This is a genomic window from Actinophytocola sp. (assembly GCF_035942955.1).
In the GTDB taxonomy this organism is placed as follows: Bacteria; Actinomycetota; Actinomycetes; order Mycobacteriales; family Pseudonocardiaceae; genus DASYTH01.
In genome coordinates, this window is the sequence record NZ_DASZCQ010000009.1 from 14,332 (window position 1) to 29,385 (window position 15,054).

Annotated in this window: 18 protein-coding genes; 6 read left to right on the plus strand and 12 right to left on the minus strand. The window is 68.1% G+C overall.

Going from position 1 to position 15,054, the window contains the following annotated elements; translation table 11 throughout:
- Positions 1-23: 23 nt before the first annotated feature.
- Positions 24-3,116: an ATP-binding protein gene (locus VGX25_RS00495; protein WP_326915479.1), complete on the plus strand. Its 3,093-nt coding sequence runs from the start codon at positions 24-26 to the stop codon at positions 3,114-3,116.
- A 62-nt stretch (positions 3,117-3,178) separates the two neighbouring features.
- On the opposite strand, the gene VGX25_RS00500 is transcribed toward VGX25_RS00495, so the two are convergent.
- The 3 genes from VGX25_RS00500 to VGX25_RS00510 are packed head-to-tail and all read right to left on the minus strand — an operon-like array spanning position 3,179 to position 5,604.
- Positions 3,179-4,033, minus strand: a complete 855-nt coding sequence (locus VGX25_RS00500) for an ABC transporter permease (RefSeq protein WP_326915480.1) — start codon at positions 4,031-4,033, stop codon at positions 3,179-3,181.
- On the minus strand, positions 4,030-5,013 hold the full coding sequence (locus VGX25_RS00505) for an ATP-binding cassette domain-containing protein (protein WP_326915481.1): 984 nt from the start codon (positions 5,011-5,013) through the stop codon (positions 4,030-4,032). Before VGX25_RS00505 ends, VGX25_RS00500 begins: the two co-directional genes overlap by 4 nt.
- Positions 5,014-5,031: 18 nt before the next feature.
- Positions 5,032-5,604, minus strand: coding sequence for an NAD(P)H-dependent oxidoreductase (locus VGX25_RS00510; RefSeq protein ID WP_326915482.1), 573 nt, complete (start codon positions 5,602-5,604; stop codon positions 5,032-5,034).
- Between the two features lie 129 nt (positions 5,605-5,733).
- On the opposite strand from VGX25_RS00510, the gene VGX25_RS00515 reads away from it, so the two are divergent.
- The gene (locus VGX25_RS00515; RefSeq protein ID WP_326915483.1) at positions 5,734-6,654 is read left to right on the plus strand and encodes a hypothetical protein; all 921 of its coding nucleotides are present in this window, start codon (positions 5,734-5,736) and stop codon (positions 6,652-6,654) included.
- A gap of 618 nt (positions 6,655-7,272) precedes the next feature.
- Here VGX25_RS00515 and VGX25_RS00520 read toward each other — a convergent pair.
- The 9 genes from VGX25_RS00520 to VGX25_RS00560 form a co-directional block, all read right to left on the minus strand.
- On the minus strand, positions 7,273-7,527 hold the full coding sequence (locus tag VGX25_RS00520) for a hypothetical protein (RefSeq protein WP_326915484.1): 255 nt from the start codon (positions 7,525-7,527) through the stop codon (positions 7,273-7,275).
- A gap of 4 nt (positions 7,528-7,531) precedes the next feature.
- On the minus strand, positions 7,532-7,762 hold the full coding sequence (locus VGX25_RS00525) for a hypothetical protein (protein WP_326915485.1): 231 nt from the start codon (positions 7,760-7,762) through the stop codon (positions 7,532-7,534).
- Positions 7,762-8,103 carry a hypothetical protein gene (locus VGX25_RS00530; protein WP_326915486.1) on the minus strand — a complete coding sequence of 114 codons (342 nt, stop codon included), beginning with the start codon at positions 8,101-8,103 and terminating at the stop codon, positions 7,762-7,764. The genes VGX25_RS00525 and VGX25_RS00530 overlap by 1 nt, the downstream gene beginning before the upstream one ends.
- Positions 8,096-8,326 carry a hypothetical protein gene (locus VGX25_RS00535; protein ID WP_326915487.1) on the minus strand — a complete coding sequence of 77 codons (231 nt, stop codon included), beginning with the start codon at positions 8,324-8,326 and terminating at the stop codon, positions 8,096-8,098. Before VGX25_RS00535 ends, VGX25_RS00530 begins: the two co-directional genes overlap by 8 nt.
- Positions 8,327-8,434: 108 nt before the next feature.
- The gene (locus VGX25_RS00540) at positions 8,435-8,884 is read right to left on the minus strand and encodes a hypothetical protein (protein ID WP_326915488.1); all 450 of its coding nucleotides are present in this window, start codon (positions 8,882-8,884) and stop codon (positions 8,435-8,437) included.
- An 82-nt stretch (positions 8,885-8,966) separates the two neighbouring features.
- Complete coding sequence (locus tag VGX25_RS00545) at positions 8,967-9,167, minus strand: hypothetical protein (RefSeq protein WP_326915489.1); 201 nt, start codon at positions 9,165-9,167, stop codon at positions 8,967-8,969.
- A gap of 357 nt (positions 9,168-9,524) precedes the next feature.
- Positions 9,525-9,755 (minus strand): hypothetical protein, encoded by a 231-nt coding sequence (locus VGX25_RS00550; protein WP_326915490.1) that lies wholly within the window; start codon positions 9,753-9,755, stop codon positions 9,525-9,527.
- Positions 9,752-10,078, minus strand: a complete 327-nt coding sequence (locus tag VGX25_RS00555; protein WP_326915491.1) for a hypothetical protein — start codon at positions 10,076-10,078, stop codon at positions 9,752-9,754. Before VGX25_RS00555 ends, VGX25_RS00550 begins: the two co-directional genes overlap by 4 nt.
- A gap of 11 nt (positions 10,079-10,089) precedes the next feature.
- Entirely contained in the window at positions 10,090-10,326 is a 237-nt protein-coding gene (locus tag VGX25_RS00560) for a hypothetical protein (protein WP_326915492.1), read from the minus strand.
- A 444-nt stretch (positions 10,327-10,770) separates the two neighbouring features.
- Here VGX25_RS00560 and VGX25_RS00565 point away from each other — a divergent pair, with 444 nt between their 5' ends.
- The 4 genes from VGX25_RS00565 to VGX25_RS00580 all read left to right on the plus strand — a co-directional run bounded on the left by VGX25_RS00565 (position 10,771) and on the right by VGX25_RS00580 (position 14,861).
- Positions 10,771-12,027 (plus strand): helix-turn-helix transcriptional regulator, encoded by a 1,257-nt coding sequence (locus tag VGX25_RS00565; protein ID WP_326915493.1) that lies wholly within the window; start codon positions 10,771-10,773, stop codon positions 12,025-12,027.
- An 8-nt stretch (positions 12,028-12,035) separates the two neighbouring features.
- Positions 12,036-12,917 (plus strand): DMT family transporter, encoded by an 882-nt coding sequence (locus VGX25_RS00570; protein WP_326915494.1) that lies wholly within the window; start codon positions 12,036-12,038, stop codon positions 12,915-12,917.
- Positions 12,918-13,734: 817 nt separating this feature from the next.
- Positions 13,735-14,352 (plus strand): DddA-like double-stranded DNA deaminase toxin, encoded by a 618-nt coding sequence (locus VGX25_RS00575; protein WP_326915495.1) that lies wholly within the window; start codon positions 13,735-13,737, stop codon positions 14,350-14,352.
- Between the two features lie 29 nt (positions 14,353-14,381).
- On the plus strand, positions 14,382-14,861 hold the full coding sequence (locus VGX25_RS00580) for a hypothetical protein (RefSeq protein WP_326915496.1): 480 nt from the start codon (positions 14,382-14,384) through the stop codon (positions 14,859-14,861).
- The last annotated feature ends 193 nt before the right edge of the window (positions 14,862-15,054 follow it).

Sequence of the window (15,054 nt, forward strand, 5' to 3'; positions counted from 1 at the left end):
GGTGATCGGGTACGGTCTGCCTCATGACGGGGGCGCTCATCGGGCGGGACCATCCGGCCGGGATCCTGCGCGCGGAGATCGGCCGCGCGGTGGACAGCCACGGCGGGCTCGTGCTCGTCACGGGCGAGCCGGGGATCGGCAAGACGGCCCTGGTCACCGGCGCCGCCGAGGACGCGCGCAAGCTCGGCGCGCTGGTGCTGCACGGATCCTGCTGGGACTCCGACAGCGCGCCCGGCTACTGGCCGTGGGTGCAGGTCGTCCGCGGCCTGCGGCGCGCCGTCCCGGCCGAGGACTACGCCGCCGCCGAGCGGGCCGCCGGCCCCGGCCTTGCGGCGCTGCTCGGCGAGTCGCCGGCCGCCGAGGCCACCGAGGGCTTTCCGCTCTACGACGCCGTGACCACCGCGCTGGTCTCCGTCTCGCACGCCCGTCCCGTCGTCGTCGTGCTCGACGACCTGCACTGGGCCGACTCCGCCTCGATCGCGCTGCTGGAGTTCGCCGCACAGCACACCTGGTTCGAGCGCCTGCTGCTGATCGGCACCTACCGCGACGTCGAGGTCGAGTCCGCCGGGCACCCGCTCCGCTCGCTGATCGTCCCGCTGCAGGCCAAGGCCACCACCGTGACGCTGACCGGCCTCGACCGGGCCGACGTCGGCGCCCTCATGGCTCGAACGGTCGGCCGGGAGCCCGACGCCGACCTGGTCACCGAGGTGCACCGGCGCACCGGCGGCAACCCGTTCTTCGTCGAGCAGACCGCCCGCCTCTGGCACACCGGCGGCTCGATCACCGCCATCGCCCCCGGCGTACGCGACGCCCTCCGCCGCCGCATCTCCCTGCTCCCCGCGCCCGTCACCGAGCTGCTCACCACCGCCGCCGTCCTCGGCCGCGAGTTCCACCGCCAGGTGCTCGCCGCCGCCGCGGCCGCCCCCGTTCCCCAGGTGGACCGGCTGCTCGACGAGGCACAGGCCGCCCGCCTCGTGCTGCCGCTCGGCGCCGGCCGCTTCGCCTTCGCGCACGACCTCGTCCGCGAGACCCTCTACGACTCGCTCGACAAACCCGACGCCCGCCGCCGGCACGCCGCCGTCGTCCACGCCATCGACCGGTCGCCCGCGCTCGCCGACCTCGTCGTCCCCGGCGACCTGGCCAACCACGCCTACCTGGCCGGCCCCGAGGTCGAGCCCGCCCGCGCCGTCGACCATCTGCTCGCCGCCGCCCGCGACGCCACCCATCGCCTGGCCGACGAGGAGGCGATCACCCACCACCGCCGCGCCTACCACCTCGCGGAAACTCCGCGCCGCCGCGTCAAGGTCGGCCTGGACCTGGCCCGCACCTGCTACCACCAGGCCCGCCGCGACGAGGCCTGGCGGCTGTTCGAGGAGGTCGTCGCCGTGGCCCGCGACCTCGACGACCCCGAGCTGCTCGCCAGGGTCGCCCTCACCCTCTACGGCTGGATCGACGAAGCGGCGCAGCGCCGCCCCTTCGTCGCCGACCTCGTCCGCCAGGTCCACACCCGCCTGGTCGGCGCGGCCGAGCCGGACGCCTCCCCGGACCGCCTCGCCCAGGAGCTGGCCGTCCGCGTCGCGACCCTCGCCCGCACCGGCGACGACGCGGAGACCCTTGGCTTCAGCCTGTGGGCCCGCCACGACGCGATGTGGGGCCCCGGCACCGCCGCCGAACGCGAGGCCCTCACCGACGAGCTGATCACCGTCGCCCGCCGGACGTCCGACTACCAGATGGAGCTGTTCGCGTCCTCCTTCCGCTGGGTGGCCCTCGTCGAGCAGGGCGATCCCCGGTACCGGGACCAGTTCGACCAGCTCGTCGCCCTCGCCAACCGCAACGGCATGCCACTGTCCACAATGGCCGCGTCCATCGACAGGAGCATCATCGCCACCCTCACCGGGCAGTTCGCCGAGGCCGAGGCCCTGCTCGACGCCGCGGCCTCGTTCGAGGAGACCAACCCCTCCTTCACCCAGATGGAGCTGCACATTCGCTGGTCGCTCCGGCTCCTGCAGGGCCGGTACGAGGATCTGGACGACCTGCACCGCGCGCTGGCCGGCAGCGGCCACCGGCACGCGCGCCTGCTCGAGGCGATCTCCGCCGTCCGCCGCGGAAACCTGGAGCTTCCGGTGCGCCTGCTGGCCGAGCGCGGCTCGGGCCCGTCCGACCGCGCGTTCCTGTCCCTGTGGTTGCGCCTGCGGGCAGAGGTGGCCGCCGCCACGCGCGACCCCGCGCTGTGCGACCGAACCCGGGCCGACCTTGCACCGTACGCAGGCGAATGGGTGGTGTCGCTGTACGGCTGCGACATCAGCGGGCCGATGAGCCTCTGGTTGGGACTGATCGACGCCGCCCGGGAACGGTGGGACGAGGCGGTTTCGGGGCTCACGGCCGCCTACCGGTCGGCCGACCTCCTCGGCGCCCGCCCATGGTCGGTCGAGGCCCGCTTCCACCTCGCCAGGGTGTTGCTGACCCGCGGCGCATCACCCGGTTCGCTGCTGGAGGAGGTGGAACGGGACGCAGGCGCGCTTGGCATGCGCCACATCCTCCACGGGCTGCGGGATCTTCGCGCCGAGTCCACCGCGGCCAACGAGTTCCGCCGCACCGGTTCGGTGTGGACCCTGACCATGGCCGGGCGGACGGTGCACGTGCCCGACGCCAAGGGCCTGCGCGACCTGCACGTCCTGCTCGGCCGGCCGGGCCGGGACGTCCCGGCCGTGGAGCTGCTCGACCCGTCGGGCGGAGAGCTGGTCGTCGCGGCCCGGCGGCTCGGCGGGGACGCGGTCCTGGACGACACCGCACGTGCCGCGTACCGGCGTCGCCTGTCCACCTTGGACGAAGAGATCGACCGGGCGGCGGAGCTCGGCGACGACGGCCGGGCGGCCGAGCTGGACCGGGAGCGGCAAGCGCTGCTTGACGAGCTGCGAGCCGCCGTGGGTCTCGCCGGGCGGAGCCGGCGGCTGGGGGACGAGACCGAGCGGGCCAGGAAGACCGTGACGGCCCGGATCCGGGACGCGCTGCGGAAGTTGGACGATCAGCATCCGGAGCTGGCGGCGCACCTGCGGGACAGCGTGTCGACCGGGGTGACCTGCCGGTACGACGGAACGGTGGCCTGGCGCCGGTAACCGCGGCCGGCCGCCCGGCGTCCGCTGTAGACACCGGGTGGCCGTTTCTCCCCCGGGCACGGCTACTTGCGGTTGTACAACCTCATCGTCAACGTCCCGAAGATCACCACGAGCGCGCCGGCCCAGCCCAGCGTCCAGGCGATCTCCGTGGCCGGCCACTGCCCCGCCATCAGACCCCGGACCGCCGCCGAGAGGTGGGTGATCGGGTTGTTGTTGACCAGCGCCTGCAACCAGCCCGGCATCGTCCTGGGATCGACGAAGATGTTGCTCAGGAACGTGACCGGGAAGATCACCATCATGCTGATGCCCATGACGGCCTTCTCGGTCCGCATCAGCAGACCGAACATCGTCCAGATCCAGGAGAACGCGAACGAGAAGACGACCAGCAGGGCGACGCCGGCCAGGACGCCGGTCACGCCGCCGCCGGGGCGGAAGCCCATGATCAGGCCAACGGCGAGCATGACAACTGAGGCGATCACGTAGCGGAACAGGTCGCCGAGCAGGTAGCCGACCATCGGGGCAGGGCGCCAGATCGGCAGCGTGCGGAACCGGTCGAACACGCCCTTCTGGATGTCGGTGTTGACCGACACGCCGGTGTACATGGTGATCATCACGACGCTCATCACCAGGATGCCCGGCAGCAGGAACTGCAGGTACGCCGTGACCGAGCCGGCCAGCGCGCCCCCGAACAGGTACGTGTACATCAGCACCATCATGATCGGGAACATGGTGACGTCGAACAGCTGCTCGGGAACGTGCTTGATCTTGAGCACGGCCCGCCAGCCGAACGTGACGGCCGCCGAGAGGGCGCCGGGCCGGGGCGGGCGTTCGGTGTCGACGAGCACCCTGGCCAGGTCCTCGGCGGAGACGGGCGCCAGCTCTTCCGGACGGGTCTCGGTGATGGTCGGGGCGCTCATGCCGCGGTCTCCTCGGTCGTGGCGGAACGGTCGGTGAGGGCGAGGAAGACCTCGTCCAGGCTGGGCTGTCCCAGCGAGAAGTTGTCGACGGTGATGCCGGCGCGGGCCAGCTCGTGCAGCGCGCGGGAGGCCTGCTCGGCCGCGTTGTGCCCATTGCCCTCGCCGCCGACCCGGACGGTCAGCGCCACCGGGTCGGGATCAAGCTGCAACTGCGCGTCCAGGCAGCCGGTCAGCACCCGCTCGGCGTCGGGACGCTGCCCCGGATCCCGCAGCCGCACGTGCACCGAGCCCGCGCCGACCGACGCCTTGAGCTCGCCCTTGGTCCCCTCGGCGATCACCTTGCCGTGGTCGATCACCGCGATGCGCGCGGCCAGGTGGTCGGCCTCGTCGAGGTACTGGGTGGTCAGCAGCACGGTCGTGCCCTGGGACACCACCGCCCGGACGATGTCCCAGACCTGATTGCGGCTGCGCGGGTCGAGCCCCGTGGTCGGCTCGTCGAGGAACAGCAGGTCCGGGGTGTTCAGGATGCTCGCGGCGATGTCGATGCGCCGCCGCATGCCGCCCGAGTAGTTCTTCACCTGCTTGTCGGCCGCCTCGGTCAGGCCGAACGCCTCGAGCAGCTGCGCGGCCCGCTCCCGGGCCCTCGGCTTTCGATGGCCAAGCAACCGGCCGAGCAGCACGAGGTTCTCCGTGCCGGTCAGGTCCTCGTCGACCGACGCGTACTGCCCGGTCAGGCTGACCCGCTGGCGGACCTCGTCCGGTTCGCGCAGCACGTCGTGGCCGAAGACCCTGGCCTCGCCGCCGTCCGGCCGCAGCAGGGTGGCCAGCACCTTCACCGCGGTGGTCTTGCCGGCGCCGTTGGGGCCGAGCACCCCGTACACCGTGCCCGCCGGCACCGCGAGGTCGATCCCGTCGACCGCGCGGGTCTTGCCGAACGTCTTCACCAGGCCCGACGTCTCGATCGCCAGGTCAGTTGCCATGGTGTTCCCCTTTCGATGCTAAGAGACATACGGGCGCGCCGCCCTTGCGTCCCGCAGCGCGCAACCCCACCAGATGAGCTGGTCGAGCATGGTTGTCGCGGCCCGTGCCGCCCGGTCCGGGTCGGGCGGCCGGCACCGCTCGTCGAACCCTCCGTCGAGGAGGTTGAAGCCGACGCTGTTGCGCACCGTCGTGGCCTGCAGCTCGGTGAACACACCGCGCAGCTGCTCGACGGCGTACACGCCGGTGGATCCGCAGCCGTAGGAGACGAAGCCGACCGGCTTGGCCCGCCACTCGTCGTAGGCGAAGTCGATCGCCTGCTTGAGCGACGCCGGAAAGCTGCGGTTGTACTCCGGCGTGACGATGACGAACGCGTCCGCCGCGCCGACCCGGCCGGCGAACTCGATCATCGGCGGCGTGGCCGTGTCCGGATAGCTCGCCGGGAACGCGAAGTCGGCCAGGTCGACGACGGTCACCTCGACGTCGGCGCGCCGCGCGGCGAGCCCGCCGAACCAGCGGCCGACGCGGTCGCCGACCCGTCCCTGGCGCGTGCTGCCGATGATCACCGCGACGCGCAGCGGATCCCGTGCCATCGCCGCGCCTCCTCTCGGGTCTCCCAGCGGTCAACCCGTAGGCGCGAGAACCGGACGACCACCCGCTAGATCGGATCTAGCGGACGCTAGTGCCCGGGGTAAGGTGCCGGCGACCGAATTGGGGAGCCGATGGACACATCCCGTTCCGTCCTCGCGACCGTGCTGGTGGTGCTTGGCTGCCTGCTGGCCGGTCCCGCGGTGGCCGTGTACGCGCTCGACCGGGAGATCACCAGCCAGGACCGGTACGTCGAGGCCGTCACGCCGCTCGCCGACGACCCCGCCGTCCGGCAGGCCATCATCACCGAGGTCACCGACAAGATCAGCCAGCGGCTCGGCCCCGGCGACCGGCCGCTGCCCGACTCCGTGCGCGGAATCGTCCGGTCGGCCGTCACCAACGTGGTGGAGAGCGATCAGTTCCGGCCGGCCTGGATCGCGGCCAACCGGACGGCCCATCCCCAGGTGCTGGCCATGCTCCGCGGCGAGACCACCGCCGGCCTGCGCATCGAGGACGACACCGTCCTGCTCGACCTCGGCAACGTCGTGGCGGACGTGAAGGCCCGGCTGGTCGCCGAGGGCGTGCCGCTGGCCGACCAGCTGCCCGACGTCGACGCCACCGTGCCGATGTTCTCCCGGGCCGCGGTGCGCAACGCCGTGCCCGCGTTCGATGCCATGGAGACGCTCAGCGTCGCGCTGCCGGCCGCGGTGATCGCGCTCCTCGTCATCGGCCTGCTCATCTCGCCGCGGCGTGGGCGCACGCTGGCCGTGGCCGGCATCGGCGTCGCCCTGTCCGTGCTGCTGGTCCAGCTGCTCCTGTTCATCGGCCGAAGCCAGCTCACCGCCCGCAGCCGGTCCCCGGAGCTGGCCGGCAAGTTCTACGACGCGCTTACCGACAACCTCGTCACCCTGCTCTGGGTCGTGCTCGGCGTCGCCCTGGTCGTCGCGATCGCCGGCCTCATCATCAGCCTGGTCAGCAGGGGATCGGCACGGCAGGACCGTCCCGCCCGCCGCCCGCCGACGAGCACCCGTCGCTTCGGCAGCGCCCGTCGGTAAACCAGCCCGGCGAGTCGTACTCTCCGGCACAGGTCCTACAGTGGGGTCGCGTGCCGCCGGTCGGCCGAGCACGAGGTCCGCCGATTGCATGATCATTTGTGCCGGCTGGAGCGGGATGGCCGCAGTGGCGCATGCTCCCGCCCGACGCACCCGCCGTCTACATGGGAACCGTCGCCGACCGGTGCGAGATCATCTCCGAGGAGATCACCCGCCAACAGACCCGGCTCCGCGCATTGCTCACCGAATAAGAACGGGCGCCCGGGGTCTATCGTCAGCCCGACCAAAGCGAATCTTCGACGATTCCGACCACGGCCGCGATAAATCCAGCGGCCAGTGCCAGCGCCAGCACGACACACGGGCCGCCCCTGACCACGGTCTCACCGCCCGTACTGTCGCTGGGCACCGCTTCACGTGACGCATCAATGATGTTGCCCGTCCGGCCGGACTCGGCGATGTGGTCGCCGCTGTGCCCCGGCCGGTAGCGTGCAGTGCGCCCCGCTCGGCAATTGTGCCCAACATAGCTCTACCAATTCCTAAGTCCTTCCGTTTCTCGATTTCAGTTGTTGGGGCAATAGAACGGCCGCACCGGAGTGCACAAACGGGGAAGGGAATTCCCACCTACCCCCGGTCGATGCGGATCTTGACCAGCCGCGCGTCACACCGGCCGCACATGTCGCACCGGCATACGTACCGCCGCAGCGACACCCGCCCGTTGAACCGCTCCATCTGCACCCGGTGCCACACGTGGCTGTTCCGCTCGCACTCCGCGCACCGCGCCGCCAGGATCGGTCCGGTGACCTCAGCCGGCCGCGCTGGGTCGATCGACGCATGCCACAGCGACCGCCCACCCGGATGGCTCGGCATCGTGGCCATGGGCTCATACAGCGTCCATGTTGGACCGGAGCGGTCGGTCGGCCGCGTCGAGCCTGGCCAGATCGTGCGCCAACGCGCGGCACACGGCGCAGACGTGCGGCACCCGCTCATCGGCGTCCACGGCCGTCGCCGAGCTGATCGTGCGCAAGCACACCGCCCAGAGCGTGGGAGCGTCAAGGCCGCTCGGGACGGCGTGCGCGTAGCCGCCTGGTCGGTCCACCACGTACCGCCACATCAGCCCGGCTCCGTCCCAGGCTCGGGCTCGGCGATGTCGCCGTCCACAACGGCGTCGCCGAGCCAGAGCCGCGCGCGGATCTCCTCGCTGGCCGCGGAGAACGCCGCGGCGAGTGCTTCCCAACGCGCGTTGGAGATCTCCTTGCCCTCCGTCAGGTCCCGCTGCAACTGCTCGGACAGCTTCCGCAGCCGGGCCAGCGCGCCGAGCAGATCAACGGTGTCGGGGTCGGCCGCAGTGGTCGGCACCGGCTCGGTGCGCCGTGCCAACTCGCCGGCCGTCGCGTCCAGCGCCTCGGCGAGTCGATCGGCCGACCGCGGCCGACGCCGCTCGATCTCACCCATGGCAGCGCCGCCGATGGCTGCTCAGGTGCTCGGCGAGATCATCATCGGCGGTTCCGCACACCAGCGACCGGCAGCCCTCCACGCCGCACCGCTGGCCGAGCAACTGCCTCGCGGCCGGCTCAGTCGATTGCAGGCACCGCCCCGCGGCCAGCTCAACCCCGGCCAGCCACGGGCCGAACAGGTGCAACAGATCGGCCCCGACCGGCTTCTGCCCGGTGCTCACTCGGACCACCGCCCTACGGTTCTCGCGACGAATCCTCGCCGCCGCCGCGGTTCTCGCGCCCGTCCTGGTTGCCGTTGTCGGTGCCGGCCGTGCCGATCGTCGGCATGGCTATCCGGCCTTGCGCAGGTGCACCACCGAGGACTGCTCCTTGGTCGGTTGAGACTGGATGTTCAGCTCGGTGAGGATGTCGGCGAAGATCGCACGGGCTTCGGTGTGCAGGTCGGGACGCCGCTCCCGCTGAGGAATCCACTCGGACAGTTCGCCCCGCGCCTGCGCAGCCAAGCGCCGGCTGGTATAGGCCACGGAGTCAGTCCACGATGTCACGAGATAGCGTTTGATCCGGTCACTGGCCAGTTCCTCGGCCCGCTGCGCCAGGCGCCACTCGGCCCGGTCCGCCCATTGCTCGTGGGCGGCGGCCAACTCGGCCGGGCTCAACGTGTCCTTTCCACGCCACCACCAGCCGAGGAAGTCATCGGCAATGCCGGCAACGCCGCCAAGAAAGCGCCTGATGTACGACCACCGGTCCGAAGCCTCGTGACCATTGCGGACGATTCCCACTTCGCACTCACATCCCTTTACTTTGGACTGTCTACCTTGGAAGGGCGGCCGTCACCGAAAGGCCCGACGCCGGCCGCCCGGCTCATGGGCTGCTCCGCTCCAGCTCGTCAACCGCGCGCTGACACAGCCGGCACCGCTCGGCCAGCTCGTTCTCCTCCAACTCGGCCACCGGCCACGTGCCGCACCACCGCAGGGCCGACACCTGCGGCAGGGTCGCCAGCTCGGCTCGGTCGAATGCGTGCGCAGTCAGGGCACAGTGCGGCACCATCCACACCGCGGTCACGGTCGGCGCTCCTTGTCTGCGAGGGTAGAAAAGTATTGCCGCCAGGCAGGACCGAATTTCCGTCACTCCCTGCCGAGCCTGGCTCCAGCAGCCAATCGCGCTTCAACACACGGCCAACCAATACCGCACACCAAACACAACCCCGACCGTTCGGCAGGCTTGTGCTGTTGCAACAGCCGCACTAAATATTCGTATTGCTGGACGGCTAAGGTGACATCCTCATCCCGTCGGTGATGTCTACCCATTGGCTGAGACTCAATCACCAGGCTCATGGCTGGCTCCGTAGTCAGTGCTTGCAGGTACTATCCACCAACCGAATAACCTTCTGCATGAGCACGTCGCATTGCTGCGAGAACTTCAAACCTTGCTCGGAGTGCTATTTCCACAACCGCAGCTCACCAAGCAGCTCGTACTTGAGGGTAGCTTATGTTCGGTGAACAGCTCGTCCACCAGCTCAATGGCGTGGGCAACGTGCATCGGTATCCCGATCTGGAAGCCACAGGGAATCTTCTCGCTCATCCCAATGACCGCGGCCAGCGGTCGTTCTTTGTCGGTCAGTTCGTGCTCGGGTTGCTCATAGAAAGTCATGGATGCCTCACCGAGCCGCGTAGGGGTAGAAGCTTACGGGCTCGAACCGGCGTATTTGCCAACTCCTTTGCCCGCCGCCGGTGGTACTCCGCGAGCCACACCATATTCTTGCCAAAACTCGGCAAGCCCCGATCAGCAAGCTCCACCGCCCTGAGCTCAAACAACTCCGCCATCCGCTCCCACCAGACAGCCTGCTCGCGGCACGAACCGTGCGGCCCGGCCATAAGCAACTCGTTGAGCGTTGCCGAACAGGTCAATGACCGCGTGGTGGGCCTACCGGAAGTGTCAACGTCGATCAGTTCGGGTTGGTGGTAGATGGTCATCGCTACTCCGTCTAGGTGCCGTTCGTAAGCTGTCGTGGTGTCGTGGCTCCTTCGACGGATAACGGCGATTCACCCAAGGCAGCCCGGCGCTTGGCCCGGGCTTGCATGCGCCTGGCAAGAGCAATGAGTTTTTCAGCCATAGCCCATTCCTCGGACGCGCCTACTGGGTCAACCTGTCCGGCATCGGCATCGAGGTAATTGAGCACGTAGCGGCTGAGCTGGCCGTTGACCACGGTGAGGTCATGCATCAACCGGCCGTCTGCATGGGCAGCCTCGTCTGGAGGTGGCACGTTCACCGTCGAACTTCCCGCCGCTGACCACGCAGCCTGGTCGTCAACCGGATGACGAACACGGCCGTACTGACGACTAGAAGGAACACGATCGGCATAGACATCTGTCAGGCGCTTCCGCTGTCGGCTACGTCGGCAGGCACTCAGCGCCGGGGCAACGGCCGCCGTAGAGCCAGCGCCGAAGATCACGCACTCCAAGCGGAACCGGCGCTTGGCGGCCGTGTCGGGAGAGGCCCGACGCCGGGTGCCTTGATCCACAAGCGTCGTCCCGTCTGGAGGCCGCGACCAGAGCAGCAACAGCGGACTTCGGCGGCAGCGAAGCGGCACTTTGGCACCTGACCTGGGCTAACGTCCGTCCAGGTGCTACGGTGGCCATCTACCGCCCTGACTGGAGGTGCCCGTATGGTGGCCCAGCGTCGCCGGAAGCTGGTGGCTGCGCGCAAGGCTGCCGGTTATACCCAAGAGGCGCTGGCCGAAGCCTTGCACGTTGATCGCTCGACGGTGCTGCGCTGGGAGGCTGGCGAACACGTCCCATGGCCGTACCTGTGGCCGAAGCTGGCGCGTCTTCTGGGGGTGAGCAAGGAGCGGTTGCAAAAGCTGTTTGCCGATGAGGAGCCGCCGCTACTGTGGCAAGCTGATCTACCACAGCCGAACACCCAGCAACCGACGTGGAATTTTTCTGCCGGTCTGAACTACGGCACCAATGCCATTATTGGATCGTCTGAACACAGTCATGCGAGAGTGCCCATGCGTGCCGAACTACTGACGCAGTATGAGTCCCTCACGGACAACTACCGGCAGATTGACTATCAAGCCGGTGCCCGTGCGGTCTACGGTGATACCGTCGCCCATCTCAACCGGCTCTTGGCGGCAGCCGATCAGGTGCCATCCAAGTTGTATGGCCGGTACATCGCGTTGCTTGGCGATACCGCCCAACTCGCGGCCTGGCTCGCCATTGACAGTCAGGATTACCCGACGGCACGTCACTTTTGCTCTGTTGCGCTATCCAGTGCCGAAGAAGGCGAAGACCCGACGTTGCACGCCTACGTGCTCGGGGTGATGAGCTACATTCACTTGCACGCCAAGCGTGGTAATGAAGCAGTCCGATTGCTTGACGGTGCTCTGCGGATTGCCAACAGCCCACGCCTGGGCGTTAATCCGGCCGTCCGCTCCTGGCTGTATGAAGCAATGGCCGAAGCCTACGCCTTTGCCGATAACCCTCGAGCTGGCGCAAAAGCCTTGGCGCAAGCCGAGCAACTTTTCGACACTGTTCAGCCTGACACCGTGCCGCACTGGTTTGGTTTTTTCAATGCTCAGGAACATGCCGCCAGACTGAAGGGTCGCTGCCTGATGCGACTTGGCGACGGCCAGGCCGCTGTTGTCACGCTCCAGTCAGCCTGCGAGTTGCTACCGGAACAGTACGTCCGCGAACGCTCGGGCACGCTGATTGACCTGGCCACCGCTCAGATGATGGAGACCAATCGCGCTACGAACCCGTCTGAACCCGAAGCCGCCGCGGATACGCTGCAAGAGGCGTGGCAGTTGGCACTGCTGACGGAATCCGGGCGGAATCAGCGGCGGGTACGTGAACTCTTACCAGCCTTCAAGCCATATGCTCATCTGGAGAGCGTTCAGGCTCTGACTCATTCGGTGCACTAGGCCGACAGTTGGCAATCCACACCAGCCGTTGGATATGGCCCGGTATTGTCGCGCTGTCATTGCTGTGGGGTGGGGCCTATCTGGTTATTGACTTCGCGTTACGTGGCTTTCCGCCCGTGTTGGTGGTGTTGGGTCGCGTCACTCTGGCCGCACTGTTCTTGTTGCCGTTCGCCTTGAAGCGGGGCGTACTGCCCGCGATCAGACAACAGCCCGGCTGGGTACTCATAACCGTACTGCTGCAAGCCACGGCACCATTAACCCTTCTAACCATTGGGCAACATTGGCTGTCACCCGGACTGGCAGGCATCATCATTGGCGCACAACCGTTGTTCGTCGCTATGCTGGCGCTCAAGTTTGACCCTGATGAACGGCCACAAGGCATCCTCGGATTATTCGGGCTGCTGCTCGGCTTCGCTGGCTTGGTGTTGCTGTTCGGCGTAGACCTGAGCGGCGGCACGCGGGCATTGTTCGGGGGAGTACTACTGGTCAGCGCGGCACTCTGTTACGCCTGCGGCGCGCTGCTCATTCATAACAAGCTGACGTTTGCTGAACCCTTGGGCATTGCGACCGTCGCCATGATGGTGTCGGTAGTCATGCTGCTCGTTCCGGGTTTGCTGGCGCTACCAGATGCTCGGCCGAGTCCGACAAGCAGTGTGGCACTCTTGGCCTTGGGCATTGTCTTTACTGGCGTCACCCTGAACCTGAACTACTCCTTGATTAAGCACGCTGGGCCGGCGCGGGCAACGTTGGCCTTCTACCTGTCGCCAGGGGTAGCCGTAGTGCTGAGCTGGCTCCTGTTGGGTGAACACATTTCTTGGAGTACCGGGCTGGGTTTGGTCGCTATCGTGGCCGGTTCGGCATTGGCAGCAAACCGGGTGCGGGTGGAGTAGGTAGCGGGTACAGACGGTAGGCTAATTGATCTTTCTGCACCCATGACGAATACTTGATCAACAGAGGGTTTGGCCTGCCCACGCTGCACCTTCTTGAGCTTGACGCTTACGCCACTCGCGCAGCAACTTAGCCACGCTGGTACAACCGATGCCGTATCGCTCGGCCAGCTCCAGACGGGTAGCTTCGCCAGCCTCGAACGCGGCGATCAGCTCCCGCACCTGGTCATCGGTGAGCCGATGAGCCAGCCGCCGAGTGCTGCGCGTGCGGAGCGCTTGGCCTTGACGCTATGTGGCGGGGTATAAGCAGTGAGTGCTTGCCCCAAGCTGCCGCACCGTCTCTTGCAGGTCATACAGGAGATCCGTCCGGTTCAAGTAGACAAGTAGAATTCGACCACCTCGCGATGATCAGCACCGCAACCGCCCACAACAGGCCAGCCAGGAAGGCTTGCGCCACACCGCTCACGGCCGCCACCACCACGTCCGGCGCACCCGCGAACGATCACGGGCAAGGGCATAGCCGCAGCTCATAGCCACAACCGCGTCCACCTCCTGTACTCAGGAGACGAACGCTAGACACGGCGCCCAATGTGCGCGTCGTCGATGTTCACGGCCGGTTGCCTGCCCTTCGCCGAGGCGGCTCCTCTCCGCCGCCCCGGCCCGTCGGCCGGGGGCTTTGACCTCGGCGAAGAGATACGTACTCCAGGGTACGGCAGGACCGCACGCCCATCCCGCAGCCTCGGCACGTGCCGGCTCCCGCTGCTCCGAACGGGTGGGGGTCCTTGCTGGCCACGCTCAGTACACAGGACGCTACGAAACTGTGGCGTTGCGACCCCTGAGCCGAACGGTCTCGTCCCTCACCGGCATCGTGGTTCTGGTCGCGGCGCTGTGGTTCCTGCTGAACTTCGTGTGGGCGCCATCGTGTGGCCGGTTCGCGTGCAGCTACACCCCGTCGTGGTGGCCGCAGGCCGAGGCCGACAGCGGCGACTCCTGCCCGGAGAACATCGCCGCGGCGGCCGGCGACGCCACCTGGGCGGCCGGCCGGTACGCCACCATCAAGGACGCCAAGATCACCACCGGGTTGTTCTACGACGCCGACGGCAGCGAGCATCGGATCGAGAGCGGGCGGGACGCCGACTCGGAGCGGGTGCTGGCGGTCCTCTATGAGATCGGGGTGGTGCAGCCGCCGGTTCGGCCCAACGTGGTCGATCATGTAGAGACCAAGGTGGCCGCACTAATGCGCGCCGAGGGTCTGACATCGGGAGTGCTGGTGATCAACTTTCCTCGCGGGGTGTGCGGCACCGAGGCACCACAGCCCTACTCCTGCGCCGCTATCGTGCCGGCGATCCTGCCGGACGGTGCGACACTGGCCGTCTGGTCGCCGCGCGAGATCGACGAGGGCCGACCATCGGTGAAGCTGACCGGAGACGCACGATGACCTCAACCACCGGCCGCAGCCTGGCTAAGGTGGACCTTGCTAGGCCCGACGACCGGTACCTGCAAGCGACCGGGGTGTTCTACCTGTCCGGCGCCGTCCACACCGTCACGTTCGACAACGCGGGCGGGGTGGTCGCGCTGATGAAGCTGCTGGAGGCCGAGGGCGACGACTCCATGGTGGCCAGGATGTACCTCACGCCCCAGGGGGAGACGGCGCCCTCGGCGAACCTACGGTTCCACTTCAACCGCGAACACCAGGTGGCCGCCGCCGTGCTGGTCGCCCTCGACAAGCACCGCCGGCTCCACTCCTGGATGACCCGCGGCGACGCTGGCCGCGATGACGTGACCCTCGTGCACGACAGTTGGAACCCCGACGACACCGCACTACCACCGGAGTCGTTCATCTTCTTGCCGGAACTGCGGCCAGCGGTTGTCGAGTTCGCGTTCCTGGAGGAGCTACCGCCGCCCTCGGTCCGCTGGGCGAGCGTTCCCGACATCGGGTGGTCCTAGCCGCCGTAGGCGCTGACCTGCGGTTCTGTCCAGTTAGCCCTTGCTCGGGCACGCGAGTCGGACCCTCTAGCCGATCCGCACGACCTTGCCACGAGCGCCCGTCGTTAAGGCGACCTACGGGGTTGCCTTCGCTCCACTCAGGCGACCCAAGATCGCCAGGTGAGGAACGGCGGCCGCGCCCCGCGGCGCGGCC